At 65.6% G+C, this 26,878-nt stretch carries 28 protein-coding genes and 1 pseudogene; 16 read left to right on the forward strand and 13 right to left on the reverse strand.

Annotated features, from left to right (window positions below; translation table 11 throughout):
* Positions 1 to 174: 174 nt before the first annotated feature.
* The 10 genes from FCN77_RS20810 to FCN77_RS20855 all read left to right on the forward strand — a co-directional run bounded on the left by FCN77_RS20810 (position 175) and on the right by FCN77_RS20855 (position 9,252).
* A complete protein-coding gene (locus FCN77_RS20810; protein WP_137323793.1) occupies positions 175 to 690 on the forward strand; it encodes a histidine kinase in 516 nt (171 codons plus the stop codon).
* Entirely contained in the window at positions 690 to 1,553 is an 864-nt protein-coding gene (locus tag FCN77_RS20815) for a DUF4097 family beta strand repeat-containing protein (protein WP_137323794.1), read from the forward strand. The genes FCN77_RS20810 and FCN77_RS20815 overlap by 1 nt, the downstream gene beginning before the upstream one ends.
* Before the next feature lie 74 nt (positions 1,554 to 1,627).
* On the forward strand, positions 1,628 to 2,572 hold the full coding sequence (locus tag FCN77_RS20820; RefSeq protein WP_137323795.1) for an ATP-binding cassette domain-containing protein: 945 nt from the start codon (positions 1,628 to 1,630) through the stop codon (positions 2,570 to 2,572).
* Positions 2,569 to 3,357 carry an ABC transporter permease gene (locus tag FCN77_RS20825; RefSeq protein ID WP_137323796.1) on the forward strand — a complete coding sequence of 263 codons (789 nt, stop codon included), beginning with the start codon at positions 2,569 to 2,571 and terminating at the stop codon, positions 3,355 to 3,357. Before FCN77_RS20820 ends, FCN77_RS20825 begins: the two co-directional genes overlap by 4 nt.
* Before the next feature lie 148 nt (positions 3,358 to 3,505).
* Positions 3,506 to 4,756: an Nramp family divalent metal transporter gene (locus FCN77_RS20830; protein ID WP_137323797.1), complete on the forward strand. Its 1,251-nt coding sequence runs from the start codon at positions 3,506 to 3,508 to the stop codon at positions 4,754 to 4,756.
* A 36-nt stretch (positions 4,757 to 4,792) separates the two neighbouring features.
* Entirely contained in the window at positions 4,793 to 5,554 is a 762-nt protein-coding gene (locus FCN77_RS20835; protein WP_137323798.1) for a CPBP family intramembrane glutamic endopeptidase, read from the forward strand.
* Positions 5,555 to 5,632: 78 nt separating this feature from the next.
* Positions 5,633 to 6,073 (forward strand): VOC family protein, encoded by a 441-nt coding sequence (locus FCN77_RS20840; protein WP_137323799.1) that lies wholly within the window; start codon positions 5,633 to 5,635, stop codon positions 6,071 to 6,073.
* Positions 6,074 to 6,094: 21 nt separating this feature from the next.
* Positions 6,095 to 7,048, forward strand: coding sequence for a 1,4-dihydroxy-2-naphthoyl-CoA synthase (locus FCN77_RS20845; RefSeq protein ID WP_137323800.1), 954 nt, complete (start codon positions 6,095 to 6,097; stop codon positions 7,046 to 7,048).
* Between the two features lie 62 nt (positions 7,049 to 7,110).
* A complete protein-coding gene (locus FCN77_RS20850) occupies positions 7,111 to 8,268 on the forward strand; it encodes an AMP-binding protein (RefSeq protein WP_137324894.1) in 1,158 nt (385 codons plus the stop codon).
* Between the two features lie 102 nt (positions 8,269 to 8,370).
* Positions 8,371 to 9,252 (forward strand): 1,4-dihydroxy-2-naphthoate polyprenyltransferase, encoded by an 882-nt coding sequence (locus FCN77_RS20855; protein ID WP_137323801.1) that lies wholly within the window; start codon positions 8,371 to 8,373, stop codon positions 9,250 to 9,252.
* A gap of 58 nt (positions 9,253 to 9,310) precedes the next feature.
* On the opposite strand, the gene FCN77_RS20860 is transcribed toward FCN77_RS20855, so the two are convergent.
* On the reverse strand, positions 9,311 to 9,655 hold the full coding sequence (locus FCN77_RS20860; RefSeq protein WP_137324895.1) for a DUF4229 domain-containing protein: 345 nt from the start codon (positions 9,653 to 9,655) through the stop codon (positions 9,311 to 9,313).
* A 103-nt stretch (positions 9,656 to 9,758) separates the two neighbouring features.
* Between FCN77_RS20860 and FCN77_RS20865 the strand changes: the two genes are divergently transcribed.
* Positions 9,759 to 10,223, forward strand: a complete 465-nt coding sequence (locus FCN77_RS20865; protein WP_137323802.1) for a PLDc N-terminal domain-containing protein — start codon at positions 9,759 to 9,761, stop codon at positions 10,221 to 10,223.
* Between the two features lie 316 nt (positions 10,224 to 10,539).
* A complete protein-coding gene (locus FCN77_RS20870) occupies positions 10,540 to 10,911 on the forward strand; it encodes a hypothetical protein (protein ID WP_137323803.1) in 372 nt (123 codons plus the stop codon).
* Here the strand turns inward: FCN77_RS20870 and FCN77_RS20875 are convergent.
* From FCN77_RS20875 to FCN77_RS20900, 6 genes and pseudogenes are all read right to left on the reverse strand, one after another.
* Positions 10,908 to 12,884 carry an amino acid transporter gene (locus FCN77_RS20875; protein ID WP_137323804.1) on the reverse strand — a complete coding sequence of 659 codons (1,977 nt, stop codon included), beginning with the start codon at positions 12,882 to 12,884 and terminating at the stop codon, positions 10,908 to 10,910. The genes FCN77_RS20870 and FCN77_RS20875 overlap by 4 nt on opposite strands.
* Before the next feature lie 160 nt (positions 12,885 to 13,044).
* Positions 13,045 to 14,184: a c-type cytochrome biogenesis protein CcsB gene (gene ccsB / locus FCN77_RS20880; protein ID WP_137323805.1), complete on the reverse strand. Its 1,140-nt coding sequence runs from the start codon at positions 14,182 to 14,184 to the stop codon at positions 13,045 to 13,047.
* Positions 14,184 to 16,038: pseudogene (locus FCN77_RS20885) on the reverse strand (cytochrome c biogenesis protein ResB). Before FCN77_RS20885 ends, ccsB begins: the two are co-directional and overlap by 1 nt.
* On the reverse strand, positions 16,038 to 16,793 hold the full coding sequence (locus FCN77_RS20890; protein WP_137323806.1) for a cytochrome c biogenesis CcdA family protein: 756 nt from the start codon (positions 16,791 to 16,793) through the stop codon (positions 16,038 to 16,040). The pseudogene FCN77_RS20885 and the gene FCN77_RS20890 overlap by 1 nt, the downstream one beginning before the upstream one ends.
* A 16-nt stretch (positions 16,794 to 16,809) precedes the next feature.
* On the reverse strand, positions 16,810 to 17,451 hold the full coding sequence (locus tag FCN77_RS20895) for a TlpA disulfide reductase family protein (RefSeq protein ID WP_175417345.1): 642 nt from the start codon (positions 17,449 to 17,451) through the stop codon (positions 16,810 to 16,812).
* Positions 17,452 to 17,453: 2 nt separating this feature from the next.
* On the reverse strand, positions 17,454 to 18,119 hold the full coding sequence (locus FCN77_RS20900) for a histidine phosphatase family protein (RefSeq protein WP_137323807.1): 666 nt from the start codon (positions 18,117 to 18,119) through the stop codon (positions 17,454 to 17,456).
* 221 nt (positions 18,120 to 18,340) lie between these two features.
* Here FCN77_RS20900 and FCN77_RS20905 point away from each other — a divergent pair, with 221 nt between their 5' ends.
* The 3 genes from FCN77_RS20905 (at position 18,341) to FCN77_RS26090 (ending at position 21,311) form a co-directional block, all read left to right on the forward strand.
* The gene (locus FCN77_RS20905; RefSeq protein ID WP_137323808.1) at positions 18,341 to 18,889 is read left to right on the forward strand and encodes a YceI family protein; all 549 of its coding nucleotides are present in this window, start codon (positions 18,341 to 18,343) and stop codon (positions 18,887 to 18,889) included.
* A gap of 337 nt (positions 18,890 to 19,226) precedes the next feature.
* Positions 19,227 to 20,234, forward strand: coding sequence for a hypothetical protein (locus tag FCN77_RS20910; RefSeq protein WP_137323809.1), 1,008 nt, complete (start codon positions 19,227 to 19,229; stop codon positions 20,232 to 20,234).
* Between the two features lie 345 nt (positions 20,235 to 20,579).
* On the forward strand, positions 20,580 to 21,311 hold the full coding sequence (locus tag FCN77_RS26090) for a hypothetical protein (protein WP_175417346.1): 732 nt from the start codon (positions 20,580 to 20,582) through the stop codon (positions 21,309 to 21,311).
* Positions 21,312 to 21,335: 24 nt separating this feature from the next.
* Here the strand turns inward: FCN77_RS26090 and FCN77_RS20925 are convergent, their stop codons facing one another.
* Both FCN77_RS20925 and FCN77_RS20930 read right to left on the reverse strand, forming a co-directional pair.
* On the reverse strand, positions 21,336 to 22,031 hold the full coding sequence (locus FCN77_RS20925) for a redox-sensing transcriptional repressor Rex (protein WP_137323811.1): 696 nt from the start codon (positions 22,029 to 22,031) through the stop codon (positions 21,336 to 21,338).
* 89 nt (positions 22,032 to 22,120) lie between these two features.
* Positions 22,121 to 22,375, reverse strand: coding sequence for a glutaredoxin family protein (locus FCN77_RS20930; RefSeq protein WP_137323812.1), 255 nt, complete (start codon positions 22,373 to 22,375; stop codon positions 22,121 to 22,123).
* Between the two features lie 110 nt (positions 22,376 to 22,485).
* Here FCN77_RS20930 and FCN77_RS20935 point away from each other — a divergent pair, with 110 nt between their 5' ends.
* The gene (locus tag FCN77_RS20935) at positions 22,486 to 23,304 is read left to right on the forward strand and encodes an HAD family phosphatase (RefSeq protein ID WP_137323813.1); all 819 of its coding nucleotides are present in this window, start codon (positions 22,486 to 22,488) and stop codon (positions 23,302 to 23,304) included.
* Between the two features lie 228 nt (positions 23,305 to 23,532).
* Here FCN77_RS20935 and FCN77_RS20940 read toward each other — a convergent pair whose 3' ends face one another.
* From FCN77_RS20940 to FCN77_RS20955, 4 genes are all read right to left on the reverse strand, one after another.
* Positions 23,533 to 23,631: an AURKAIP1/COX24 domain-containing protein gene (locus FCN77_RS20940; protein WP_003792170.1), complete on the reverse strand. Its 99-nt coding sequence runs from the start codon at positions 23,629 to 23,631 to the stop codon at positions 23,533 to 23,535.
* Positions 23,632 to 23,820: 189 nt separating this feature from the next.
* The gene (locus tag FCN77_RS20945; RefSeq protein WP_137323814.1) at positions 23,821 to 24,033 is read right to left on the reverse strand and encodes a helix-turn-helix domain-containing protein; all 213 of its coding nucleotides are present in this window, start codon (positions 24,031 to 24,033) and stop codon (positions 23,821 to 23,823) included.
* A 170-nt stretch (positions 24,034 to 24,203) separates the two neighbouring features.
* On the reverse strand, positions 24,204 to 25,277 hold the full coding sequence (locus tag FCN77_RS20950; RefSeq protein ID WP_137323815.1) for a 3-deoxy-7-phosphoheptulonate synthase: 1,074 nt from the start codon (positions 25,275 to 25,277) through the stop codon (positions 24,204 to 24,206).
* A 445-nt stretch (positions 25,278 to 25,722) separates the two neighbouring features.
* Positions 25,723 to 26,766, reverse strand: a complete 1,044-nt coding sequence (locus FCN77_RS20955) for an acetylxylan esterase (protein ID WP_137323816.1) — start codon at positions 26,764 to 26,766, stop codon at positions 25,723 to 25,725.
* Between the last annotated feature and the right edge of the window lie 112 nt (positions 26,767 to 26,878).

Consider the following 26,878-nt stretch of genomic DNA (forward strand, 5'->3'; position numbering starts at 1 on the left):
GGCGATAGCCGATGTGGGTACTGGGAATGCAGCCGAAATGTACGGGCTGCGCTTAGGACTTCATCGGTCCAGACTGCCCGGCGGCGGCGGGTGAGTCAAGCTGCGACACCACGATGACGCCACAAATCACCAAGATGTATTGACCTGACACCATAATGACGTCAAGATGGTGTCATGCAACTCAACCAATACGTCACCGCCGTTCAGCACCAGTTGGACGTGGCCGCCGAAGCCGGCGGACCCGACGCCCGGGAACTCAGCGAACGCCTCACTGCCGCGCTCGAGTCCACCGTCCGGCTGGTCCTCCTGGAGGCTCTTTCCGATGCCGCCAGCGAAATCACCCTGGAGCTGGCACCGGCTTCGGTGGAGGTCCGGCTGCGGGGCCGCGACCCCGAGTTCGTGGTGACCAACCCGCCCGCTTCCGACTTCGAAGCGGTCACCGAGCGGTCGGGCCAGCCGTCCCGTAGCATCGCAGCCGAGGATCTCGACGGCGCCAGTACGTCCCGCACGACGCTCCGGCTTCCTGATCACCTCAAGCAGCAGGTTGAACAGGCCGCAGGCCTCGATGGCCTGTCCGTGAACTCCTGGCTGATCCGGGCTGTGGCCGATGCCCTCAGCGGCAGCCAATCACCGCAACGCACGGCACGTCGGGACCCCGGCGAGCAGAACTTCACAGGATGGGCACGCTAATGACTACCTTCGAGACACCCCAGCCAATCGCCGTCGTCGTTGACGTTGCCGTCCGTGCCGACATCTGGATCGTCGCCGGCAACCGCACCGAAACCGTGGTCAACGTGCAGCCGCGCACGGCAACCCGTGCCCTGGACACCCGTGTGGCGGAGCAGACCACCGTGGACTATTCGGAAGGGCGCCTGCAGGTCCGGCTGCGGCCGCTGCGCCGCTACAGCTGGTTCAGTGACGGCGGAGCGGTTGACATCACCATTGAAGTACCCATCGGCTGCAGCCTGGACTTGAAGTCCGGGATGGGCGACCTCCGCTGCGAGGGCGAATTCACGTCGGCCGAGCTGAAGACGGACATGGGCCACGTCAGCATCGACCATTGCACGGACCTCCGGGTCCACACCGGCATGGGCGATGTGACTGTGGAACGCGTCGCGGGACGCGCCGAGATCAAGACCGGCTCGGGCAAGGTCCGCATCCGGGAAATCGATGGGACGGCAAGCGTCAAGAACGGCAACGGCAGCACACACATCGTGGACGCCGCCGGCGAACTCCGCGTCAGTGCCGCCAACGGAGACGTGGCCCTTGAACGGGCCGGTGCGGCCACAACCATCAAGGCCTCCAACGGAGACATCAGCATCGGCGAGGTGGCCCGCGGGACCCTCACGCTCCAGTCTGCTGCAGGCTCACTGGCCATCGGTGTCCGCGAAGGCAGCGCCGCCTGGCTGGACCTCAGCACCAAATACGGCCGCGTCCGCAACGGACTCGACGCTTCCTCCGGGCCCGGCGAAACGGACGCGAAAGTGGAGATCCGTGCCCGCAGCGCCTACGGCGACATCACCGTGCGGCGCTCCCCTGTTCCAACCGCTTAGGGCTCCAACCGCTTAGGGCTCCAACCGCTTAGGGCCCCAACTTGGGGCCACCACCACCAAAGGCAGGAAAGATCATGGCAAGTACCACTCCTGCGGCCATCGCTGTGGCCGGGTTGCGTAAGGCGTACGGCAGCAAGCAAGTCCTCGACGGCGTTGACCTCACCGTCCCGGCCGGCACCATCTTTGCCCTCCTTGGCCCCAACGGCGCCGGGAAGACCACCATCGTGCACATCCTCTCCACACTGATCTCAGCCGATGGCGGGGAGGCCGCGGTAGGAGGGTTCGACGTCGTACGCCAGGCCGATGAGGTGCGCGGCAAGATCGGCCTGACGGGTCAGTTCTCGGCCGTGGACGGCCTGCTCACCGGCGTGGAAAACCTGGCCCTGATGGGCAGGCTACGGCACCTTCCTGCGGCTGAGGTCAAGCGCCGCACGGCAGCGCTCCTTGAAAAGTTCGACCTCGTCGAGGCGGCCAGGCAGCCCCTTGCCACGTACTCCGGCGGCATGCGGCGGCGGCTCGACCTCGCCATGACCCTCATGGGCGATCCGGAGATCATCTTCCTGGATGAGCCAACCACTGGCCTGGATCCGCGCAGCCGCCGCACCATGTGGGAGATCATTCAGGGCCTTGTGGCCCGCGGCGTCACCATTTTCCTCACTACGCAATACCTGGACGAAGCCGATCAGCTTGCGGACAGGATCGCGGTGCTGGACCAAGGCCGGATCGTGGCCGAGGGAACCCCTGCCGAGCTCAAGCGGCTGGTGCCCGGCGGGCACCTCCGCCTCACGTTCGGTGACCTGGCCGCTTTGGAGCGGGCCGCCGTCGTGCTCGATCCAAACAACCGCGACGACGATTCCCTCACCTTGGAAGTGGCCGGCGACGACGGCGTCCGGTCCTTGAAGGAGGTGCTGGACCGCCTGGAGCGCGCCGCCGTCGAGGTGGTCGACCTGTCCGTCCAGACACCCAACCTGGACGATGTGTTCCTCGCCCTCACCAGCCAGAAGGAGAACGCACGATGAGCACCATCAGCCATGCAGCCTCCGACGCGTCAACCATGCTGCGCCGGAACCTCAAACACGTGCAGCGCTACCCCTCTATCCCGCTGTTCGTCGCGGGAACCCCGATCATCTTCCTGCTGCTCTTTGTGTATGTTCTCGGCGGGACGCTGGGTTCAGGACTGGGCGGCGGCAGGGATGACTACCTTGCGTACATCGTGCCGGGCGTCCTGATGCTGGCCCTCACCGGGGGTGCGACGGGCACCGCAATCTCGGTGGCCACGGACATGACGGAGGGCATCGTGGCACGCTTCCGCACCATGGCGATCTCCAGGGGCGCCGTGCTCACAGGCCACGTCCTGGGCAGCCTCATCCAAACCATGGCCGCCGTCCTGCTGGTGGCCGCCGTGGCCGTGCTGATCGGCTTCCGGCCCACCGGTTCCCCGGCGGGCTGGCTCGGAGCCCTGGGCGTGCTGACGCTCATCGCGTTCTCCGTGACGTGGTTGTCCGTGGCCATGGGCATCAACGCCAAGAGCGTCGAAACGGCCAGCAACCAGCCCATGATCTTCCTGCTGATGCCGTTCCTTGGCAGTGGGTTCGTGCCCACGGACTCCATGCCGGACGTCCTGCGCTGGTTCGCCGACGTGCAGCCCTTCACGCCCTTCATCGAAGCCGTCCGGGGACTCCTGATGGGCACACCCGTGCAGGCCGGCACCATGCTCGCGACACTTATCTGGTGCGCAGCCATGAGCGTGGGCGGGTATGTATGGGCGCTGTGGCTCTACAACCGCAAGTCCGTCCGGGCCTAACTAGCCAAGTGCGCGCCAGGGGCGTAACGCCCCGGGCGCGCACCGCCGCCGGACCATCCCCAAAGTTTCCTTACCGAAACTCTACTTTTCGGTATGCCTAAATTGCGCTATCCTCGTTCTATCTGCACCCCGATGACGAGGAACAACGATGGCTATCTCCACCCTCCCGGTACGACCGGCCACAGGCCGTAAGTGGTCGCGCCTGCTGCTAATGGGGCCGGCGTTCGTCGCCGCCATCGCGTATGTGGATCCGGGAAACGTCGCTGCGAACCTGACAGCCGGTGCGAACTACGGATATCTGCTCGTCTGGGTCCTTGTTGCTGCGAACGCGATGGCCGTCCTCGTCCAGTACCAGTCCGCCAAGCTTGGACTGGCCACCGGCATGAGCCTTCCGGAAATTCTTGGCAAACGCCTGGGCACCGGCCGCCGGAGGCTGTACTGGGTTCAGGCCGAGGTGGTTGCCGGGGCCACGGACATGGCGGAGGTTATCGGCGGAGCCGTGGCGCTGAACCTGCTTTTCGGACTCCCGCTGCTGGCCGGCGGCGTCATCATCGGCCTGGCGTCCATGCTGCTGCTGGCTTTGCAGTCATCCAGGGGGCAGAAGTCCTTCGAGTACGCCATCCTGATCCTTTTGGGGATCATCGCGGTGGGATTTGTTTCCGGGCTCTTCGTTAATCCCCCGGATGCCGGAAGCGCGCTGACCGGACTCGTGCCGCGCTTTGAAGGAACGGACACCGTCCTGCTTGCCGCCAGCATGCTCGGGGCCACGGTGATGCCACACGCGATCTACCTGCACTCCGCCCTTGCCAGGGACAGGCATGGCTTTTCCGAGGATCCGGCCGAGAGGACGCGCCTGATCCGGGCCACCCGGGTTGATGTTGTGGGTGCGCTCATGCTTGCCGGCGTCGTGAACATCGCCATGCTCCTGCTGGCGGCTTCCAGCCTGCGGGGCATCGAGGGAACGGACACCATCGCCGGAGCGCATGCCGCCGTAACGTCAGCACTGGGCCCGGTCATCGGCGTTGTCTTCGCGATCGGGCTGCTGGCATCGGGCCTGGCCTCCACCTCCGTCGGCTGCTATGCCGGCGCCACCATCATGGGCGGACTGCTCAAAGTCAAGGTGCCGCTGCTCACCCGCCGCGTGATCACGCTGATTCCTGCGCTGGTCATTCTCAGCGCGGGCATCGAACCGACCCTCGCCCTGGTCCTCAGCCAGGTCCTACTCAGCTTTGGCATACCGTTCGCCCTGATCCCGCTCATCCGGCTGACCGGCAAACGCGATGTCATGGGCGTCCACACGGACTCAACGGCACTCAAGATCGCCGGATGGACCAGCGCGACACTGATCGTCGGGCTCAACTGCGTCCTCATCGTCCTGACAATCACCGGGCAATCCTGAGCACTGCTGTCCGGGATGCACCACTAGGCTGGTCGCATGGGCACAGCTCTCCGCAAGTCACCCGCTCCGCAGCCGGAGCTCTACCGTTTCTCCGCGCTGGATTACACGACGGTGGGGCTCTACGCGGCCGTCGCCGTCCTCTTTGCAGTGGCGGGATCGCTGCTGCAGCCCCTGCTGCTGCGGCTCTCTCCGGATCCCACCATCGCCGTGTACTCGGTCAACCTGCTGTTCTACGGCGGCGTGGGGATCTTGGCCGTGGCCGCCGCCCGCCGGGTCGCTTCCCGCGACCTCAGCGTCCTTGCCACCAGGCCCTGGTTCACGCTGCTGATGGTGCCGCTCGCCGTCGTGGCCATGCTGATCCTGACGGCCATCCTGGTGACCCTGACCGGGCCCGTGCAGAACTCGGCCAACCAGGCCAACGTGCAGGCACTCGTGCAGCACGTGCCGCCGTGGCTGATTGTGCCCCTCCTGGTGATCGTGGGCCCGTTCGTGGAGGAGTACATCTTCCGCCACCTGCTGATCGGCAAGCTGAGCCGGCGCGTCAACATCTGGGTATGTTGCGTGGTGTCCGCCGTGCTTTTCGCGGTGCTGCACATTGTGGGCCAGGAGTCCCTGACGCTGCCGGTGCTGATGCCGTACCTGGTCATGGGTGCCACGCTGGTGTTCGTGTATGTGTGGACCGGAAAGAACCTGATGTTCTCCTACTTCGTCCACGCTGCCAAGAACCTGCTGGCCGTGGTGTTCATCTACGCCATCCCGCCCGAACTGCTGGAACAGATGCAGCACGTCCAGCCCTAGGGGGTTGAGGTGGAACCCGGACCGGAACTGTCCGCAAACCACTTCCGGCGGGGACGCAGCCGTCGTAGTTTTGACCCCATGGGACTGAACATTCAGATAGCAATCGACTGCAGGAATCCGCACGAACTGGCCGACTGGTGGGCAGAAACGCTGGACTGGGCGGTGGAGCCGCAGGACGGGGAATTCATCCGGTCCATGGTTGAAAAGGGCTTTGCCACGGATGACGAAACCACCAGACACAACGGCAAACTCGTCTGGCGGACGGGCGCGGCCATCCGTCCGGTGGAGGAACTCGACGCCAAGGCACCGCAGCGGCGGCTGCTGTTCCAAACCGTGCCGGAAGCGAAAACCATAAAGAACCGGGTGCACTGGGATGTCCGCCTTGACGGCCGGGACAAGGATGAGGTGCGCGCGGAACTTGAGGCACGCGGCGCAAAGTTCTTGTGGACGGCCAGCCAGGGGCCGCACGAGTGGCACACAATGGCCGACCCCGAAGGCAACGAGTTCTGCATCAGCTGAGGCGATTACTAGACTCAGTCTGTGAGCAACGAATTCCCAGCCAAGGTATCCGACGTCTTTGACCCCTCCCGGTGGCGCACCGTGGCCGGCTTCGACGACTTCCAGGACATGACCTACCACCGGCAGGTGGAGCGGGATTCTGACGGCGCCGTGCTGCGGGACCTTCCCACGGTCCGCATCGCCTTCAACCGCCCGGAGGTCCGCAACGCGTTCCGCCCGGGCACCGTGGACGAGCTCTACCGCGCCATGGACCACGCCCGCATGACCCCCAACGTGGCCACCGTGCTGCTCACCGGCAACGGCCCCTCGCCGAAGGACGGCGGGCATTCGTTCTGCTCCGGCGGGGACCAGCGGATCCGCGGGCGCGACGGCTACCGCTATGCCGAAGGTGAAACCAAGGAGACCATCGACCCCGCCCGCGCGGGCCGGCTGCACATCCTGGAAGTCCAGCGGCTCATGCGGACCATGCCCAAGGTAGTCATCGCCGTCGTCAACGGCTGGGCCGCCGGCGGCGGGCACTCGCTGCACGTCGTGGCTGACCTGACCATCGCCTCCCGCCAGTACGGCAAGTTCAAGCAGACGGACGCCACCGTGGGAAGTTTCGACGCGGGGTACGGGTCCGCGCTGCTGGCCCGCCAGATCGGCCAGAAGGCTGCGCGTGAAATCTTCTTCCTGGCCCGCGAGTACTCGGCCGAGGACATGGTGCGGATGGGCGCCGTGAACGAGGCCGTGGACCACGAACGGCTCGAGGAAGTCGCCCTGGAGTACGCCGCGGACATCGCCCGGCAGTCGCCGCAGGCCATCCGCATGCTCAAGTTCGCCTTCAACCTGGCCGACGACGGCCTGGCCGGGCAGCAGGTGTTCGCCGGCGAAGCCACCCGGCTGGCGTACATGACGGACGAGGCCGTGGAGGGCAAGGAAGCCTTCCTCGAGAAGCGCGACCCCGACTGGTCCCAGTTCCCGTACTACTTCTAAGCCCGCCCAACTCCGAAGGCAGCCCCGTGACTTCCCAGCCCCCGAACATCGAACCCGCGAGCATCGAACCCGCCAACCTCGACTCTGCCAACCTCGACTCTGCCCTTCGGGCCTTGGCGGACGCCCTCCACGGTGAGGGACCCGCCGTCGAACTTACCGCCGACGCCGACGGGAACCTGGTGGTTTCCGCCGTGGAGACGCCGGGCTTCGAGGATGCCGCCGTGGTGGTGCGCACCTCCGGCTCCACCGGTGTGCCCAAGGCGACCGTGCTTACCGTGGAGGCCCTGGCGGCGTCGTCCGTGGCGACGGCCTTTGCGCTCAAGGGCGAGGGCCAGTGGCTGCTGGCGCTCCCGCTGCAGTACGTTGCCGGCGTGCAGGTGCTGGTCCGTTCCCTTTTCGCGGGGACCCGCCCGTGGGCCATGGACCTTTCCGAAGGGTTCACCCCGGAGGCGTTCACCGCGGCCGCGCAGGAGCTCACGGACAAGATCCGCTTCACCTCGCTGGTGCCCACCCAGTTGCAGCGGCTGCTGGATTCGCCGTCGGACGAAACACTGGCCGTCCTCCGCCGGTTCAACGGCATCCTGCTCGGCGGCGGCCCCTCCTCGCCCGAACTGCTTGCCGCGGCCCGCGCCGCCGGCGTCCGGGTGATCACCACCTACGGTTCCGCGGAAACGTGCGGTGGCTGCGTGTACGACGGCTTCCCGCTCGAGGACATGCTGGCCCGGGTGGACCACGACGGCAGGATCCTGCTGGGCGGCGCCACCCTGGCCGCCGGCTACCTCGGCGAGCCCGGGCTGAGCGCCGATTCCTTCTTCGAGGAAGACGGCGTGCGCTGGTACCGCACCAGCGACCTCGGCTCCATCGACCCCGACGGAAAGCTCACCGTGCTGGGCCGCGCCGACGACGTGATCATCACCGGAGGCGTCAAGGTGTCCGCCACGCACGTGCAGGCTGAACTGGAAAAGCTCGACGGCGTGCTGGCGGCCTTCGTGGCCGGCGTCCCCTCCGAGGAATGGGGCCAGGCCGTGGCCGCCTATGTTGCCGTGGAGGACAGTTCCCCGGCCGGCATCCACGGCTTCACCGGCCGGCGGCACGACGCCCTCGGCCGGATGGCGCCGAAGACAGTGCTGGCCGCCGGCGAGCTGATGATGCTGCCCAACGGCAAACCGGACCGGCTGGGCATGACTGTTCTGCTGGACGCCCTGCATCAGGGAAAATAGAAAAGCCCTACCAGGCTGAAAGACCGGCGCGGCACGATTTCGGCGGACTACACGTCCGTGATGCTGCACCGAACCGACTACGAACCAATCGGAGTACTCACCGTGGCTACAGCCGCTCAATGGATCCAAGGCGCCCGACCGCGCACCCTGCCGGCTGCGATCGCACCGGTCCTGATCGGCACCGCGGCGGCCTTCGAGATGGACGCCTTCAAGCCCCTGAACGCCCTCCTGGCGGCACTAGTGGCGCTGCTGCTCCAGATCGGCGTGAACTACGCCAACGACTACTCCGACGGGATCCGCGGCACCGACGAGGACCGCGTGGGACCGCTGCGGCTGGTGGGCTCCGGCGCAGCGACGCCGGAGCTGGTCAAGCGGGCGGCGTTCGCCGCGTTCGGGCTGGCCATGCTGTTCGGCCTGGTGCTGGTAATCATTACGCAGACGTGGTGGCTGATCCTGGTGGGCCTTGGCTGCGTGCTGGCCGCCTGGGGCTACACCGGGGGCAAGAACCCCTACGGCTACATGGGCCTGGGGGACGTCTTCGTGTTTGTGTTCTTCGGCCTGGTTGCCACCCTGGGCACCACGTACACGCAGGCCGGGCAGCTCAGCCTGGCCGCCATCATCGGGGCAATCGGCACCGGGCTGATCGCGTGCGCGCTGCTCATGGCCAACAACGTCCGGGACATCCCCACCGACATCCAGGCGGGCAAGAAGACGCTGGCCGTGCGGCTGGGCGACAAGCACGCCCGTGAGAGCTACGTCCTGATGCTGGCCATCGCCATCCTGCTGGTGGTGGTGCTGGCACCCGGACGCCCGTGGATGCTCATTGTGCTGCTGCTGATCCCGGCCAGCCTGATGCCCTCATGGCTGATGATCAACGGCCGGAAGCGCAAGAGCCTCATCCCGGTCCTGAAGCAGACGGGCCTCATCAACCTGGGCTACAGCCTGCTGTTCTCCCTGGGCCTGGTCCTGGGCCACGGGTTCTGAGCTCAAGGAGCCCTGAACCAGGAGTCCTGGCTTAGGGGCCTTGCTTAGGGGGCCTTGCTTAGGGGTCCTTGCGCGGGGTTTCCGTAGGGGGAGTTTCTTTGCGCGGGGCTTCCGTGCGGGGAACCTCCGAACGGACCGTGATGTCCGGGTTGGCGTCCACCAGGCTGTCCTCGGCATTGGCGTCCTCAACCTCTCCGGCGGAGCGGATGGGCTTGGCGCGGCCGGAGAACCGCTCGTGCAGGGTGGCCGTGGCAGCGTCGCGCTGCTTCTGGAAGAACAGGTAGCTGATGGCGAAGGCGATCAGGCCGGCGCAGAGTGCGGCCAGCAGTGTTCCCAGCTGGAGGAAGCTGAACAGCACGAAGAGCGGCACAAACAAGGCCAGCCGGATCAGGGAGTATTTCATAAAAGCCACAGGTCAAGTTTAGCCGTCCGGCGCCGGCGTCTCCGCCAGCAGGCTGCCTTGCAGGAGGGCAGTGCTGCAGGCGTCTGGACGCTAGACTGGTGGTATGCCCCGTGTATTGGTCGCCGTTGCCGTTCTTGCCATATACGTCTATGGCATCGTGGACGTGATCCGGACTGACAAGCGCCTCACCAGGGGTATCTCCAAGACTGCCTGGATCGTAGTCATAGTTGTCCTCCCCGTGGTGGGAGCGGCACTCTGGTTCATCATCGGCCGTCCCCGTGGAAGCCGCCCGGCCGCGCAGTCCTACAGCCACACCACCGCGCCGGATGACGACCCCGATTTCCTCCGCAACCTCGAAATCCGCCGCCGCAACCAGGCTGAGGCCGACCATCTCAGGAAGCTCAAGGACGAACTGCAGGCCAAGGAGCGCAAGCTCGACGGCGGAACCCCCGGCACGGGCGGCGCAGAAGGCAAGGGGAAGGCCAACGGCAGCCACCGCGGGGACAAGCACCCCGAAGAGACACACCATCCCGAGACCGATTCCCACGGCACGGACGAGGTCAAGTAGGCCCGCGTCCTCAGCAGCAGACGTGACAGTTGACTCCCGCCATCGACTTTTCGCGCCCCGGCACTCCGGACCCGCAGTTGGAACAGGCCTGCGTTAAGAATCCATCAAGAATGCGGCCGCATTGCTCCACGGCATCACTCGCGGATGTTTGATGGATCTAAGGGATTCTCCTGGCACGGAGCGCCCTGAGCGACGCGTAAGGAGCCCTGCCATGACCAACGACACTGCCGAGGCGGTCCTGTTCTTCGTGGGCATGGCCGTGCTGCTGGTTTGCCTTGTGGTCACCCTCATCCGGTCCACAAAGTAGAGCCGGCCAGTGATGTTCCAGCGCGGCAGCGAAGGCGGCGGAGCCCGGTTCGCGGCGTTGCCCGAATCAGTTTCCGGCTACGGCGGACGCGGCATCAACGGCTCCGCCTACAGTTCCCGGCATGGGCACCTCTTCAAGGACGGCGACGGCGGCGACTGGTGGATCATCTTCCAGCCAGCAGCGGAATCCGGCCATGCGGCTGATTCCGCCTACGGTGACGTCCTTGCCTGCAGTGAATCCCTCGGCGATGTGGTCCACGTCCGGGTCCTGGCCGCAATGGTTCGCCGCAAGGACGCGGATGCCGCCTTCCGGGCCGAGGCTCCCTCCACGTACGACGAAGCCGCGGCGGCTGCCGCAGCCCTTGGCCGACGCAGGCCTTAGCCGACGTGGACCCACGGCCGCCGGGTGACGTCCGGCTCGGCTTCCCGCAGCACCTCTCGCGTCACAGGCGCGATTTCGCCCTCGCCCAGGAAGAGGAACCGCAGCAGGTTGGTGACCGGATTCCCTTCAGTCCAGCGAAAGTAGATGTGGGGCATCAGGCCGGTCACGTCCCGGATGTGCAGGAGCACGGAGGCAATGGTGTTGGGGACTACCGGCCCGTGCACCTCAAGGACCGGGTAGCCGTGCCTGGTCACGCCGCGGACCTCCAGCTCCGTTTCGAAGTCGGAGGAATCGTCCACGATCACCTCCAGGAACAGCGCCTGATAGTCCACAGGCAGGTGGCTCACCTCGATCGCGGAGGTGAGCTTGTCCCGGTACGCCTCGGCTGTCAGCCGGAGCGGCTCGTGCGCGATTATGCCGATGGGTCCGGTCAGGTTGTTGGACATGAACTCCAGTGCCTGCCGGTCCAGGTGCACGTGGGTGGCGTGGAGTTCAAAGGACCTCCGGACGCGCGAAAGCAATGAAATCACGATGATGCCCGCGATGAAGACTGCCGCGATTCGGATGCCTTCGGGGCGTTCAAAGATGTTGGCGACCGTGGTGTAGCTGAACACCACCGCGATGGCGCCGAAACCCAAGGTGCGTTTGCCTTGTTTCTTGCGGCGTGCGGAGAGTGTCACCGCCACCGCGGCTGAGGTCATCAGCACCAGCACGCCGGTGGCGTAGGCACCGCCCTGGGCGTCGACGTCGGCGTTGAACAGGAAGGTGATCAGGAAACCGATGAGGGTGAATACCAGCACCAGAGGTCGGACCGCCTTGGCCCATTCCGGGGCCATGCCGTAGCGGGGCAGGTACCTGGGAACAAGGTTCAGCAGTCCCGCCATCGCGGAGGCACCGGCGAACCAGAGAATCGCGATGGTGCTGATGTCATAGATGGTACCGAATCCGACGCCCAGGTACTCATGGGCCAGCAGGGCCAGGGCGCGGCCGTTGGCCTGGCCTCCTGGCTGGAACTCCTGCTCCGGGATGAGCACCACGGTGATGAAGCTGGTAGTGACCAGGAAGCAGCTCATGATCACCGCGGCAGCGGTCAGCATGTTGCGGGTGCCCCGAATCCTGCCCACCGGGTTTTCTTCCGTATCCTCCTCGGATCCGCGCACCTGGGGCATGACGGCGACGCCGGTTTCGAAGCCGGAAAGCCCCAGGGCCAGCTTGGGGAAGACCAGCAGGGCGATCCCGACGACCATCAGCGGGTCGCCGTGGGCGGTCCACAGGGCGCTCCACCAGTCGCCGACGGCAACGGGGTGGGTAAACACCTCGAAGAGTGTCGCGACGACCACCACGACGTTCAGGCCCAGATACAGGACCACCAGGACGACGGCGACGCCGATCGCCTCCTTGAAACCGCGGAGGAACACCGCGGCCAGCAGGGCGAGCAGGACAAGGGTCACGGCAACGTTTTGTCCCTGCAGCCAGCCGGGGACAATCGGGTTCTGGATCACGTGTGCGGTGGCGTCCGCGGCCGACAGGGTCATGGTGATCATGAAGTCCGTAGCGGCGAACCCGAGGAGAACCAGGACCAGCAGCTTCCCGCCCCAGCGGGGCATGAGGCGCTCCAGCATGGCGATGGAGCCCTCGCCGCGGTGACTCTCGCCCGCAACCCGGCGGTAGACGGGCAGGGCGCCCAGGAGGGTAACGGCCACCAGGACGATGGTGGCGAGCGGGGAGATGACACCGGCGGCCAGCGCGGCGATGGCCGGCTGGTATCCGAGCGTGGAGAAGTAGTCCACACCCGTCAGGCACATCACCTGCCACCAGGAGTGTTTCTTCAGGTGGGCATCGCTCACGGCGCCGGGGCCCTGATGGATGCCTTTGCTGTCCTGCAGTCCGAAAAGCAGCCACGTCCGCAGGGACGCCATGCCTCCCGGCCGCGGGGCCGATGGGTCCGCCGGTGGCCTGCTTAACGTAGTCATGTGCGCCTCTCCAAGCTGCGGCCAGCACCGCATCACTGCCGAAGATAGCACCGGCCGACAGCACAGCATCGCCGTCGGCCCGGATCTTAGCGAATCCTTAACGCTCCGGGGCGAACCTTAGGCTCCGGGACCTCCCTTGATGCTCCGAAGGGTCCGCTGCCTAGAGTCCGGAGTAGGAGTGCAGCCCGTTGAAGAACTGGTTCACGATTGTGAAGTTGAAGACCACGCACAGGTAGCCCACGATCGACAGCCAGGCGGCACGGGTTCCGGTCCAGCCACGGGTGGCGCGGGCGTGCAGGTAGCCTGCGTAGACAACCCAGATCACGAACGTCCAGACTTCCTTGGTGTCCCAGCCCCAGAAGCGGCCCCAGGCCTTCTCGGCCCAGATGGCGCCGAACATGAGGGTGAAGGTCCAGCCCACGAAGGCGATGGCGTTGATGCGGTAGGACAGGTTTTCCAGGCTCAGGGCGTTCGGCACCAGGCGCATGAACCCGAGCTTGTCGGCGCCGCCGGCGGCGATGGTCTTCTGCCGGTGGGCCTGCACCAGCTGCAGGGCGGACATGGCGAACGTCAGGGTGAACAGCGCCGAGGACATCACGGCGATGGAAACGTGGATGATCAGCCAGTAGCTCTGCAGCGCCGGCACCAGGTGGCCCACGGGCGTCCAGAAGGCGATGGAGGCCGCCACCAGCATGATGATTGCCAGGCCGATCACGAACGTGCCCAGGAAGCGCAGGTCGCGGCGGATCAGGACCAGCAGGAAGACGGCCACGGCCACGAAGGCACCGGTGGTGAGGAATTCGTACATGTTGCCCCACGGCACGCGGCCCGAGCCAATGGCTCGGGTGACGACGCCGGCGGCGTGGATCGCCGCACCAAGGATGGTCAGGGCCACCGCAACACGGGCGGGAACGCGGCGTTCCGCGGCGTAGCGCATGTCGCCGTCGGCCGTCTGCCCCGCGCCGCCGCCCTTGGAAGCCGCACCCGTGGACGACGACGGCCGCTCGGCGCGGCCGGCGGGCCCGCTGACGTCCGAATCGGTGCGGTCGACGGAAGCGCGGCCGTCGGAGCTGCCATCAATGGCACCGCCGGCGCCTACTCCGGCGCCCACCGGAACCTCGGCCGTTGCCGGAGCCGGGACGCCAGCCGCGGCGGCGGCCTTGAGGTCCACTGCCCGGAGCGCCTTGCTGCTCTTGGCCAGATCCCACGCAAAAGCGATGAAGGCGACCGTGTACGTGCCGGCGGCCAGCAGCATAAAGAGCTCGCTGTACTGGCCCATGGTTTCGTTGATGGGGAACATTACTGGTCCTTCTTCGACTCGTGGGAGCCTGCTGTTGACTGGATGAAGTCTTCTGTGGGCGTTGCCGTGGAGGCTTGGTGGCCGCTGCCTGCCGGGCTGTTGTCCGCCGGGCCATTATCCATCTGCCCGCTGGGAGCAGCCTGTGAAGCCAGGCCCCATTCCTCGGTCAGGAGCCCGCGGATTGCCTCTGCTTCTGCGGCCAGGCGGTGGTCCTCGCCGCGGGCCAGGAGCCCGTATTCCACCATGGTCCGGCCATCCTCGTGGGTCCCGGTCCGGACCCAGACGCGGCGCCGGTTCACGTAGAGGGACGTCACCAGGCCGCCCACGGCCAGGAGCGCGAAGACCAGGGCGTACAGCTGCCCCGGGTTGTGGTGGATGTCCACGCCGATGTAGCGCTTCACGCCGTCGAAGCTGATGGATCCCTTGCCGTTGGGGAGCGTGTAGGTGCTGCCGGGAGCCAGCGTGATGCCCTTGGTGGCAAGGTTCCGGGCGTTGAGCGGCGTGAGTTTCTTGACGTCGAGCTCGAACACATTCTGCGGGGAGCCGCTGTTCAGGCCAAGGTCGCCGAAGTACGAGTTCAGGGTGAGCTGCGGGTTGATGAGCTCCGGGTCTCCGCTGAAGGAGACGCCTTGATCGGTGACGAACGCGGTGGGCAGGAAGAACCCCGCAAAGCCCAGCTGGTCCGGCTTGGCGTCCGGAACCTTGATCACCACGGAGGAGTAGTAGTTATCCCCCTGCAGCTTGGCCACCACGGGCCCTGCATGGCGACGTTCCCGGCGCCGTCCCGGATGGTCACCACGGGGGCGTAGCCGTTGCCGGTGAGGTAGATGCTGGTGCCGCCCAGGCTGACGGGGTCGTTGACCTTCAACACCTGCTTCTCGGCCGGCGCGTCCGGAGTTTCCTTGGTGGTCACGTCCGCTTTGAAGTCGATGGGCTGGCCGAACTTACCCTTCGATTCCCGGTCGAACGTGATCTGGAACTTGTCCAGCTGGATCGAATAGGGCTGGAGCTGGCTGCTCTGGAAGTTGGTGCCCGGGGTGAACTGGTCGTAGCCCACCAGGGTGTTCACGAACGTGTCACCCTCCACGAGGATCCGCTGGCCGCTGTACCCGAACAGGCCGCCCGCAGCCACCGAAACGAGCACGCCGATCAGCGAGGTGTGGAAGACCAGGTTGCCCACTTCCCTGAGGAAGCCGCGCTCGGCCCCAGCGACGGCCGCGCACCGTCGTCGTCCCTCACATCAACGCGGTAACCGCGTTTCTTGAGCTTTGCGGCAGCGTCCGTAATGGCGCGCGACGCCGGGATCCCGGCGTCCGCGGGGATCACCAGTGTGCCGTATTCAGGCAGGCGGGAAAGCCGCGCGGGCGTGCGCGGGGGCTGCGACCGCATGGCTTTGTAATGGGCAATCGCGCGGGGAACAACGCAGCCGATCAGCGAGATGAACAGCAGGATGTAGATGGCGGAGAACCACGCCGAAGAGTACACATCGTAGAGCTGCAGGGAGTCCAGGATCTTGCCGTAGTCCGGGTGGTCCGCGATGTACTGCGTGACGATCGAGGGGTTTGCCGGGCGTTGCGGGAACAGGGATCCGGGCACGGCGGCAACGGCCAGCAGCAGGAGCAGGAACAGCGCGGTACGCATGCTGGTGAGCTGGGTCCAGGCCCAGCGCAGCATGCCCTTGAGCCCGAGGGCCGGGAAGGCGGCTTCCGCCTTGGCATTGGCCAGGGCGTTCGCGGACCCGGGGCTGCCCTCCGGAGAGGCGTTCTCCGTTGTGGGGTTCTCCGTTGTGGGGTTCTCCGTTGTGGGGTTCTCCGGGGCGGGGGACTTCTTGTTTTCGTTCACTCGCTCGCTCATCAGATCGGCAATTTCACATCGGTTTGGAACCAGTACTGCAGCCCGGATACCCAGGCGCCCCACACTCCGCTGGCCATCAGCAGGCCGAGCACAACCAGGATTCCCCCGCCGATCCGCTGGATGGCCAGGCGGTGCTTGCGGAAGAAGGACATAACGCCGACGCCGCGGCGCACGGCCAGGGCGATCAGCAGGAACGGGATCCCCAGCCCGAGGCTATAGACGAAAGCCAGGAACGCGCCCTTGGCAGCGGAGGACCCTCCGGACATGCTCAGGAGCTGCACGGCGGAGTAGGTCGGCCCGATGCACGGGGCCCAGCCCAGGCCGAAGGTGATGCCCAGCAGCGGTGCGCCCCACAGCCCGGCCGGTGGCTTGGCGTGGATCTTGGCGTCCCGCTGCAGCCAGCCGAAACCGCCCATGAACACCACGCCCATGATGATCACCAGGACCCCCAGGACCTGGGTGATCCACGAATTCTGGCCACCGCTGATCATGGATCCAAGCTGCCCGAATGCCCCTCCCAGCAGGACGAAGATCACCGAGAAGCCGAGCACGAACAGGCCGATGCCGGCGAGCATGCGGCCGCGCTTCTGCTTTTCCAGGTCCACCCCGGTGAGTCCGGTGACGTAGCCCAGGTAGCCCGGCACCAGCGGCAGGACGCACGGCGAGAGGAAGGATACGAGTCCGGCCAGCAGTGCCACCGGGATGGCAAGCAGCAGCGAACCGTTCAGGATGGCTTCGGCGAAGGGGCTGTTCACGGTGCGGGTGCCGCCGTTACTCTGCCACGGCGGCGGTAATCAGGGCCTTGAGCGTGCCCTTTTGGATTTCGCCCAGGACGCGGGAGGCAACCCGGCCCTGCTTGTCCAGCACCAACGTAGTGGGCACGGCGCCGGGCGGGACCAGCCCGGAGACAGCCAGGAGGACAGCGCCGTCCTTGTCATGGAAGCTGGGGTAGGTCAGGTTGAAGGTCTTGTCGAACGCCTCGGCCGCGGCCTTCTCATCCCGAAGGTTCACGCCGTAAAACTGGACGCCCTGCTCCTTGAACTCCTGGTGGAGTTCTTCCAGCAACGGGGCTTCCACCCGGCACGGCGCGCAGGCGGCGAACCAGAAGTTGAGCACGGTGACTTTTCCGACGAAGTTCGAGGGCTCCACGGTGGTGCCGTCGAAGAGAGCGCCCTTGATGCTGACAGCGGCCTTGCGGTCCGCGGCGGCAAACTCGGTCACGGACCCGTCACCGGCCACGTAGTTTTTGTTGTCGCCGGCCTTTGCCTGTTTGGCCAGGGCATCCTCCTGCGCACACGCGGACAGGCCCAGCGTCAGCGCTGCCAGCCCGAGTCCGCCGGCGGCAAGGACGCTGCGCCGGGAGGCTTTCCGCGTCCCGTTCCTGGCTGCATCGTGCACGTTGGCTCCGGTCATTCTCAGGCCCCCGGGGTGCTGGAGGCGCCAGGCAGCAGGGCGGCGGCAGGCTCGCTGTAGTCCACGCGCACCAGGGCGCCGGCGTCGTCGAACACCAGGGACGTCAAGGACGTGAGCGTGCATTCGCGTTTGCGCGGATCATGCCAGAGGGGCTTGCCCTCAGCGCTCAGCCGGGTGGACCAGATGGGAAGCTGGTGGCTCACCAGGATGGCCTCGGCGCCGTCCCCGCCCAGCTCGATGGCACGCAGGCGCGCGTCCTGGACCGCGGCGATGACGCGTGCGGCCTGGTCCTTGTAGGGCTCACCCCAGGACGGGACGAACGGGTTGCGCAGGTGCGGCCAATGTTTGGGCTTGAGGAGCTCGCCCCTGTTGACCCGAAGGCCTTCGAAGTGATTGCCGGCTTCGATGATGCGGGCCTCGGTGTTGATCTCCAGGTTCAGGGCCTCGGAGATAGGGAGCGCCGTCTCCTGGGCGCGCGTCAGCGGCGACGCCACCAGATGCACGATGTTCGCGCCCCCGGCCACGCGGTCGCTGAAGTGCACGGCGAGCGTCTTGGCCATCTGCTGTCCGAGTTCGGAGAGGTGGAATTCCGGCAGCCGTCCGTACAGGATGCCGTCCGGATTGTGGACCTCGCCGTGGCGAAGAAGATGAACAGTGGCTTGGGGCATGTGTATCAGTTTCTCAAAGATGTCGGGTGATCTGAAATCTTCTACGCAGAGTAGAACTCGAGGGTTTGAAGAAATGTTCCCTGGAGTTGGAATAAAAGATGCAAATGCATGTTTATACTGGGTGAAGCAGTTAGTTGAGACTTCAACCAAGGAAGTTTCGGCCGGCGATCAGATGTCCTTCCGCAAGAGACTTTCCGCAACAGATCACAAGGAGCAACACCATGTCACTTCCCGCCAACGTCACCACCGGCACCTGGACCCTCGACAACTCGCACAGCGAAATCGCCTTCACCGTTCGCCACGCAGGCATCAGCAAGGTTCGCGGCCAGTTCAAGGACGCCGCAGCCACGCTGGACCTCTCCGAGAACGTTGCCGATTCCAAGATCAACGCCACCATCAAGACCGCCAGCTTTGACTCCGGCGACGTCAACCGCGACGGCCACGTCCGCGGCGAGGACTTCTTCGACGTCGAGCAGTTCCCGGAGATCTCCTTCGTTTCCAACAACATCGTTGCCACCGCCGACGGCTACGAGCTCCAGGGCGACCTCACCATCAAGGGTGTCACCCGTCCCGTTGCCCTCGAGACCGAATTCAACGGCGTGGCCGTGGACCCGTTCGGCAACACCCGCGCTGGCGTTTCCGCCGAAACCACCATCAGCCGCAAGGACTTCGGCCTGACCTGGAACGCCGTGCTCGAAGCCGGCGGCGTGCTGGTCAGCGACAAGGTTGCCATCAACCTCGAACTCGCGTTCATCGCTCCCGCGGCCTAGCGACTGCAGGTCTTGTAGGACTGCGGCTTTTCACGTCCGCTGCCGGGCCCGCTCCACACCGCGGGTGCGGCTCAGCATTCCGTATCATCACAGCACCCCGCTCCGTCACACGATGGAGCGGGGTGCTTTGTATACGGGGGCTATGTATAGGGGGTGCCTTGTATACGGGGGCTGTGTTTACGGGGTGCTGTGTTTACGGGCGGGGAATACCTCCACAGAATGATCCATCCAGCGGGCGGGCCGCGGTACGGTGGAACCAAACCATGCTGGGGGCAGGGCACCGACACTGATCCCGGTACCTGTTTAGTAGTCATTAGTCGACCGCAAAGGACCAACTATGAGCACTCCTCCAGCCCAACCGTCCGATCCGAACGAACCCGAGGCCGCCAAGCCGACCCCGGATGCGCCCAAGTCCCCCGCCGCCCCGCAGTACGGGCAGCAGTCCCCGGCGGCGCCTCAGTCCCCCGCCGCACCGCAGTACGGGCAGCAGTCCCCTGCCGCACCGCAGTACGGGCAGAACACTCCCCAATCTCCCGCCGCACCGCAGTACGGGCAGCAGTCCCCTGCCGCACCGCAGTACGGGCAGCAGTCCCCTGCCGCACCGCAGTATGGGCAGCAGTCCCCTGCCGCACCGCAGTATGGCGAGAACACTCCCCAATCGCCCGCCGCACCGCAGTACGGGCAGCCCCAGTATGGGCAGCAGTACGGCCAGGGCGGCCAGCAGTTTGGCCAGCAGGGCCAGACGCCGCAGTACGGTCAGCCACAGCAGGGTCAGCCGCAGTACGGGCAGCCTCCGCAGCAGCCTTACGGCCAGGCTCCGCAGCAGTATGGCCAATCCCCGTACGCCCAGTACCCGTCAGAGCAGCCCCTGGGAACTCCGGCCGGCGGCGTTCCCAAAATGGTCAACAACGCGTTCTGGATGATTATCGCCGCCGGCGCGCTCTCGCTCATTTCCCTCCTCGTCGCCATCCCGACGCTCGACGATCCCGCCATGCGGAGCACGTTCGAGCAGCAGATGCAGGCTGGCGGCGCCAACATCGACTTTGAGTCCATCAAGGGCTTTGTGATCGGAACCATAGTTGTGATGGGTCTGATCAGTGCAGGGCTGTACGCGTTGGTTGCGTTCAACGTTCGTAAGGGCAAGAACTGGGCGCGCATCCTTGGCACCGTATTTGCGGCCCTTTCGATCTTCACCATTCTCCCGCTCGGCGTTGGAACGGTGGCTGTCCTGCTCGGCATCGCCGCCATCGTGATGCTTTACCTGCCGGCATCGGCACCGTACTTCCAGAAGCAGCAGCCGTTTGGCAGCCCCTACTCACAGCCGGGCAACCCCTACGGCCGCTGACCGCACTTCCGAAGCCTGACGGCTCGGCACCAGCGGGACAGCAACCGGCACTACAGCGGACTATCACCTTCACGGCCAGCGGGCGTGGACTTTGGAAGGCACGGGCGAATCAGGTCGCCAGCCTCCCGGGTCCGCGCCCGTTGTGCGTTGTCCGCTTGCTCCTTGCCCCTGCCCTCTTGCGTCCAGCCTCTTGCCCGCTTGTCTCTTGAGGCGAAATTGAGGTGCAGGACTATCCCCAGATTGCCCCGCTCACGGTACGGTGTAACCAAAATCCCGCTGGGGGCAGGAAGACGTGGCTGATCCCGGCAACCGATTCATCAGTAGCCGACGTGAAAAGGATCAAGAATGAGCACTCCGCCCGTCCCGCCGCCCTATCCCAACGATCCCCCATCGGGTGGCCAGTTCGGGCAGGCACCTTACCAAGCGCAGGCACCCCAGTACGGGCAGAGTCCGTCCCCTTTCCCGCAGGCTCCGCAATACGGCCAGGCACCGCAGTCCGGCCAGCCCCAGCAGTTCGGCCAGGCACCGCAGTCCGGCCAGCCCCAGCAGTTCGGCCAGCCCCAGCCTCTTGTGTACCCGTCAGAGCTGCCGCAGCCGCGGAAGGGCGGGCCGGCCGTAGTGCCGCCGCCACTGGTTAACATCGCCTTCTGGCTCCTGACGGGCGCGTGCATCCTGTGGGTTGGTTCGGTATTCCTGTCGATAGGCTCGATCGACGACCCCGCGATGCGCCGTCAGTTCAATGCCAGGCTTGCTGCCAGCGGCGCTGACGTGGACTTTGAGGCCCTTAAAGGCCTGGTGGTGGGCATGGTGGTACTGATAGCCGCGGTCGGTGTCCTGATGTACGCGCTGGTGGCGGCCAATATGCGGAAAGGCAGGAACTGGGCCCGGATCCTCGGCACCATCTTCGCGGCCTTCTCACTGCTGGGCGTTCTTGAGATGGGGCTGGGCACGCTGTCCATCCTGGCGGGCGTGGCCTCCATGGTGCTCCTGTACCTCCCCACCTCCGCGCCGTATTTCAGGAGGTACCAGCCGTTCGCCGGACCGTACGGTCCGCCGGGCTACCCCTACGGACGCTAGCCGGCAGTTACCCGCCCTGGGCGGCTACTCGCCGTCGTCCGGTATTTCAGTCCTTTGTGCGTGATAGGCAAGGATCTGCAGCTCTGTGGCCATGTCCACCTTTCGAAGGTTCACGCCCGGCGGCACCTGCAGCATGACGGGCGCGAAGCTGAGGATGCTCCGCACTCCGGCTGCGATGACACGGTCGCACACGCCCTGCGCCACGGCAGCGGGCAGGGCCAGCACCACCATGTTGGCCCCGGTGCGGTGCAGAACGGGTTCGAGGTCCGCGACGTCGCTGACGCGCAGCCAGCCCACTTCGTTGCCCACCACCATCTGGTCCGCGTCAAAAATGGCCACGACGTCGAACCCCCGGGACTCGAAGCCGCCGTACCGGGCCAGGGCCTTGCCCAGGTTACCGGCACCCACGATCGCAACTTTCCAGTCCCGGGTGAGGCCGAGGGCTGCGGAGATATGCCGGCTCAGGTACTGCACTTCGTAGCCCACACCGCGGGTGCCGTACGACCCGACGTGCGAGAGATCCTTGCGGAGCGTCGACGAGCTCACCCCGGAGGCTTCGGCCAGGGATTCGGAGGACACGCGTTCAACGCCCTCGGCCAGCATGGTGGTGAGGGCGCGCAAATAAATGGTCAGCCGTGCCACGGCCGCGGGCGGAATCTGCTTGGCGGCAGTTCCGCTATCCCCATGGACAGCCTCGGGGGATGAATCCAGCGAAGTCACTATCTGCTCCATTGCGTCGCGTTGTGACTCCACTCTAGAGCCCCGTCTCGGTTGCCAACAAAGCGTGCGTCATGGCCCGACGCCCTCGGCTATTGGGCCATGGCCTGGCGCAGCACCCGGGCCAGGCGGGTTTCGTCAATCTTCCAGAAGTCGCGCTGGATCCCGTTCACCAGCACCACGGGGATTTCCTCCGCGTACTGTTCGCGTAGCTCCGGCTGGTTGTCAACCAGCTGTTCCCTCCACTCGAGTCCCAGTTCGGCAGTGACCCGTCCGACGGCGTCGCGAGCGGCCCCACAGAGGTGACAGTCAGCTTTGGTGATGAGGACGACGTCGGGTTTTTCCATGACTCAACCGTAGCCCGGGCCGGCGGCACCGTCGACGCTGTCGCATCGAACTCCGCCGCCGCCGGGATCCCTGAACGCCGCTGGAGCCGGGCATTGACTAGACTCATGGCATGCCCGAGGAGAAGTACGTCGCCGTAGTCCGCCAGCCGGCCGGCGCGTCACAGCACGGCGAAGCCGCCTTCTTCGACGTCGACAACACCCTCATGAAGGGTGCCAGCCTCTTCCATGTGGCCCGGAAAATGCATCAGCGCGGGGCGTTCACCCTTCCGCAGGCGGCCGGTATGGCATGGAAGCAGTTCAAGTTCATCCTCCGCGGCGAGAACATGGATGACGTTCACGCCGTCCGCGATTCGGCACTGACGCTCGCCGCCGGCATCACGGTCGAGGACATCAAGGCGCTGGGCGAAGAAGTCTTTGACGAAATGATCGAATCCAGGATCTGGCCCGGTGCCAAGGCGCTGGCCCAGCAGCACCTCCGGGTGGGCCGCATGGTGTGGCTGGTGACGGCAACGCCCATCGAGGTGGCCACCGTGATCTCCACCCGCCTCGGCCTGACCGGCGCCCTGGGAACCGTGGGCGAGATAAAGGACGGCGCGTATACCGGCCGGCTGGTGGGCGACATCCTGCACGGGCAGGCCAAGGCCGTTGCCGTCCAGGGCATCGCGGACGCCGAGGGCCTGGACCTCAAACGATGCTGGGCCTACAGCGACTCCCACAACGACATTCCACTGCTGAGCATGGTGGGGCATCCGGTGGCCATCAACCCCGATGCCCGGCTGCGCCGGCATGCCCGCGAAAACAACTGGCCCGTCTACGACTTCCGCTCGGGACGCCGTGCCGCCACGCTGGGCTTGAAGGCCGCCACAGTCGGAGGCGCAATCTACGGCCTCTGGCGGGGCTTCACCCGCTTCCGCGGCCCCACGGTTTAAGCCACAGGGGGACGGCGTGCGTGCCGGCGTAGTGGCTGTTAGCCGGCAGCAGTGCTTCGCGTAGGAGCGCATCGCGACCGAACGCGCGACAGAGGTCGCCCAGCGACCGCCGGAGCGCCTTTCGGGTGTGTCTAAGCGACGGCGAAGCACTGTTGCCGCCCCACCAGGCGCAAAGAAAAATGCCCGCTGCCAGAAGGCAACGGGCATCTCACGCTGTGTGAAGTATCTCTACTTCTTGTTACGGCGCTGGTGGCGGGTCTTACGAAGCAACTTGCGGTGCTTCTTCTTGGCCATACGCTTGCGACGCTTCTTAATAACTGAACCCACGAAAGTTCCTTACAAACTAGATGGAGTACCTGTCTGATGGAAGAGGTCCGTGGACTAAGCAACAGACTAAACAAACAACTGACAGATTCTTACAATAACGAAAAACGTTCCCTAACAGGGTACCGCTTATCCGGCGCACTCACTGACCGCCCGCCCGAAGGCACATCGCAGCGCGGTCATGGAGCAACTTCAGGCGGAGTCTGACTGGCCTTCCACAACAGCACCCTTGACGTACTGTTCGACGGCGCTCTCCGGCACCCGGAAGGAGCGGCCGAAGCGGACGGCCGGCATCTCTCCGGAGTGGACAAGGCGATACACGGTCATTTTAGAAACGCGCATGAGCTCGGCCACTTCGGCCACAGTCAAGAACTGTGCGTTCGAGAAGTTCGACTCTGCGGACATTTCCCTTATTCCTTTGTTAACAGCTGATAAAGGCAACCCCATTGAAACCCCATTGCGGTGTGCCGATGCTGAGCCATCAACCTACCCTGTGCTAGTTACTCTAGTGGCTGATGGTGCCATAGTGAAAGTCATCCGGGGTAACCAGTTTCCGGCGAATTCTCAGGAAAAAGTCAGCTCTGGCGGGCTCCCCGGCGCTTCCGGGCGGAGGCGGCGAGCTGGCTCAGTACCGAGGCGGTGACATCCCACTCCATGCAGGCATCCGTGACGCTCTGGCCGTAAACGAGTTCGTCGGTGCCGGCGGCGTGATCGGCGACATCCAGGTTCTGCGCGCCGCCCACCAGGAAGCTCTCCAGCATGACGCCGGCAATTACGCCGGCCGCCGCCCCGCCGTCTTCAAGCTGCGCCCCGATTTCCAGCGCAACTTCAGCCTGGCGGTGGTGGCTCTTGCCGCTGTTGGCGTGGCTGGCATCCACGATGAGCCTCGGGTTGAGCTGCTTTGCGGCCAGCTTGGCGGAGGCGGCTTCGACGTCGGCCGAGGAGTAGTTGGGGCCCTTGCGTCCGCCGCGGAGGATCACGTGCGTGTCCGGGTTGCCTGCCGTTGCCACGAGCGCAGCCCTGCCGTCGCCGTCGATTCCGAGGAATGCCTGGGACGCAGCGGCGGCGCTGCAGGCATCAACGGCAACCTGCAGGTCGCCGTCGGTCCCGTTCTTGAAGCCGATGGGCATGGACAGGCCCGACGCCAACTGGCGGTGGATCTGGCTTTCGGTGGTGCGTGCCCCGATGGCGCCCCAGGAAACGAGGTCCGCCATGTACTGCGGGCTGATGGGTTCGAGGAACTCCGTGGCCGTGGGGAGGCCCAGCGAAGTGACCTGCTTCAGGAACTGGCGGGCGGCCCGCAGCCCGGTGGCGATGTCATGGCTGCCGTCCAGATGGGGATCGTTGATCAGGCCCTTCCAGCCCACGGTGGTGCGCGGCTTCTCGAAGTAGGTCCGCATGACCACGAGGAGGTCTTCCTTGTGCTTCTCCGCCTGGCTCACCAGCCGGCGGGCGTATTCCAGGCCGGCCTTGGGGTCATGGATGGAGCAGGGTCCCACAATCACCAGAAGGCGGTCGTCCACGCCGTCCATGATGGCCCGCACTTCGTCCCTGCCGCGTTCGACGACGTCTGCCACCCGGGCGTCCAGCGGCAGCTCCGCGATCATCTCCTGCGGGGACGGCAGCGCCTGGAATTCACTGACGCGCAAATTGGAGGTGGATTTCTGGGGGACGCAGTGTTTCCCACTGAATTGGAAGGATGCGTTTCGGTGGCTGCTGCGATGCTCATGTTTGCGGGTCCTGTTCCGGATGGTGCGGAGCGGGCCCAAATCAGAACCCGCCGGAGAAATGGCGAAGGGCAGAGAATGATCTCTGCCCTGTTGGCTCTGAAGGAAAGTTGGATGCGTGTCAGTTAGACGCGGGCCCCTCCAGAGCCAACGAAAAATACGCATACCAACGGTTAGTCATAGCAAAGACCATAACGGCCGAACGCGCCGTCCGCAAATTCGCGCTTAACATTGCGGCCCATGCAGCATTGCCCCAACGCCCCGCCCTGCCGCCCTTCCTGACCCAACTAGGTAGCAGCAGGTGTCGTTTTGAGCCGCCAAAACGACACCTGCTGCTACCTAGTTGGGCGGCGGGGAAAGCGGAATCCTAGCCGAGCAGCTTGCGCAGGTACTCCAGCTGGCGGTTCCACTGGTGTTCCTGGCCGCCCTCGTGGTTGTTGAACCGGTACACCTCGATGTCCTTGGCCGGAACGTCTCCGCTTCCTGTCTGGCCGGCCGTTCCGGATTCGCTTCCTGCTGCCGTTCCGTAGGCGTTGAAGCTGGCAAAGACCGTGGAGGGCGGGCAGATATCGTCCATCTGCGCAGCCGAGAACAACGCTGGCGCGGTCGCCGCCCGGCCCAGGTTGACGCCGTCGAAATAGTTCAGCACGGCGAGGATGGGTCCGTACCGCTCCCGGTGGCGGGCCAGGAAGGCGGCGATTTCGGGATACGGTCCGCGCGGCGCGATGTCGATGGAGCGGGGGAAGTCCTGCAGGAAGGGAACGTCCGGCAGGGCGGCGATCACGCCCTCGAGCCTTCCCGCCGCCAGCCCGGCCACAGCGACGGTGATGCCGCCGCCCTGGCTGACGCCCGCCACCACCACGCGGGAGGAATCGACGGCAGGGTGTGCCTGGGCCGCCTCGACCGCCCGGAAGGCATCCACGTAGACCCGCCGGTAGTAGTAATCTTCACGGCTTCCGATGCCGCGGGTCATCAACCCCGCATGGGCGACGTCGCCCGCCGAGGGGTGCGGATCGGCGGTGTGCCCCAGAATTCCGCCGTAACCCTGCCCGCGGGTGTCCATGATGAAGTGCGCGTAGCCGGCCTGCGCCCACTTGGTGTCCTGGTTGGACAGCCCGCGCCCGCCGGAATAGCCCACATACTGCACGACGACGGGCAGCGGCTGGTCCGCCGGCCTGTTCGCCGGCAGGTGCAGCCAGCCTTTCACCGGGGACCCGCCGAAGCCGGCAAACGTGACGTCGAAGGTGTCGACCACCGTCAGGTAGTTGTCCACGGGCTCGAAGACGGCATCCAGCGGGTACTCACGGGCCTCGCTGATGGTGCGGTCCCAAAAGGCGTCAAGATCCGCTGGTGCGGTGACGCCGGACGCGTAGTTTCGGAGCTGGTCAAGCGGTAGGTCGAAGAGGGGCATGGGATTCCGGTTCTATGAAGCGGGCCGATAGGTAGGATGTTGTATCTTGTCAGGCGCAGAAGGCAGATTCAACCCGTCACGACGCCACGTTGAGGACTTTGTACCAGCGCGA

Origin of the sequence: Arthrobacter sp. 24S4-2 (assembly GCF_005280255.1) — a bacterium.
Lineage (GTDB): Bacteria > Actinomycetota > Actinomycetes > Actinomycetales > Micrococcaceae > Arthrobacter.

What these genes read in the sequence shown, in the direction of transcription:
- FCN77_RS20810 (WP_137323793.1), top strand. Translation starts at nt 175, where the DNA reads ATGCAACTCAACCAATACGTCACCGCCGTTCAGCACCAGTTGGACGTG.
- FCN77_RS20815 (WP_137323794.1), top strand. Translation starts at nt 690, where the DNA reads ATGACTACCTTCGAGACACCCCAGCCAATCGCCGTCGTCGTTGACGTT.
- FCN77_RS20820 (WP_137323795.1), top strand. Translation starts at nt 1,628, where the DNA reads ATGGCAAGTACCACTCCTGCGGCCATCGCTGTGGCCGGGTTGCGTAAG.
- FCN77_RS20825 (WP_137323796.1), top strand. Translation starts at nt 2,569, where the DNA reads ATGAGCACCATCAGCCATGCAGCCTCCGACGCGTCAACCATGCTGCGC.
- FCN77_RS20830 (WP_137323797.1), top strand. Translation starts at nt 3,506, where the DNA reads ATGGCTATCTCCACCCTCCCGGTACGACCGGCCACAGGCCGTAAGTGG.
- FCN77_RS20835 (WP_137323798.1), top strand. Translation starts at nt 4,793, where the DNA reads ATGGGCACAGCTCTCCGCAAGTCACCCGCTCCGCAGCCGGAGCTCTAC.
- FCN77_RS20840 (WP_137323799.1), top strand. Translation starts at nt 5,633, where the DNA reads ATGGGACTGAACATTCAGATAGCAATCGACTGCAGGAATCCGCACGAA.
- FCN77_RS20860 (WP_137324895.1), bottom strand. Translation starts at nt 9,655, where the DNA reads ATGAAATACTCCCTGATCCGGCTGGCCTTGTTTGTGCCGCTCTTCGTG.
- FCN77_RS20865 (WP_137323802.1), top strand. Translation starts at nt 9,759, where the DNA reads ATGCCCCGTGTATTGGTCGCCGTTGCCGTTCTTGCCATATACGTCTAT.
- FCN77_RS20875 (WP_137323804.1), bottom strand. Translation starts at nt 12,884, where the DNA reads ATGACTACGTTAAGCAGGCCACCGGCGGACCCATCGGCCCCGCGGCCG.
- ccsB (WP_137323805.1), bottom strand. Translation starts at nt 14,184, where the DNA reads ATGTTCCCCATCAACGAAACCATGGGCCAGTACAGCGAGCTCTTTATG.
- FCN77_RS20895 (WP_175417345.1), bottom strand. Translation starts at nt 17,451, where the DNA reads ATGACCGGAGCCAACGTGCACGATGCAGCCAGGAACGGGACGCGGAAA.
- FCN77_RS20900 (WP_137323807.1), bottom strand. Translation starts at nt 18,119, where the DNA reads ATGCCCCAAGCCACTGTTCATCTTCTTCGCCACGGCGAGGTCCACAAT.
- FCN77_RS20905 (WP_137323808.1), top strand. Translation starts at nt 18,341, where the DNA reads ATGTCACTTCCCGCCAACGTCACCACCGGCACCTGGACCCTCGACAAC.
- FCN77_RS20910 (WP_137323809.1), top strand. Translation starts at nt 19,227, where the DNA reads ATGAGCACTCCTCCAGCCCAACCGTCCGATCCGAACGAACCCGAGGCC.
- FCN77_RS26090 (WP_175417346.1), top strand. Translation starts at nt 20,580, where the DNA reads ATGAGCACTCCGCCCGTCCCGCCGCCCTATCCCAACGATCCCCCATCG.
- FCN77_RS20930 (WP_137323812.1), bottom strand. Translation starts at nt 22,375, where the DNA reads ATGGAAAAACCCGACGTCGTCCTCATCACCAAAGCTGACTGTCACCTC.
- FCN77_RS20935 (WP_137323813.1), top strand. Translation starts at nt 22,486, where the DNA reads ATGCCCGAGGAGAAGTACGTCGCCGTAGTCCGCCAGCCGGCCGGCGCG.
- FCN77_RS20945 (WP_137323814.1), bottom strand. Translation starts at nt 24,033, where the DNA reads ATGTCCGCAGAGTCGAACTTCTCGAACGCACAGTTCTTGACTGTGGCC.
- FCN77_RS20955 (WP_137323816.1), bottom strand. Translation starts at nt 26,766, where the DNA reads ATGCCCCTCTTCGACCTACCGCTTGACCAGCTCCGAAACTACGCGTCC.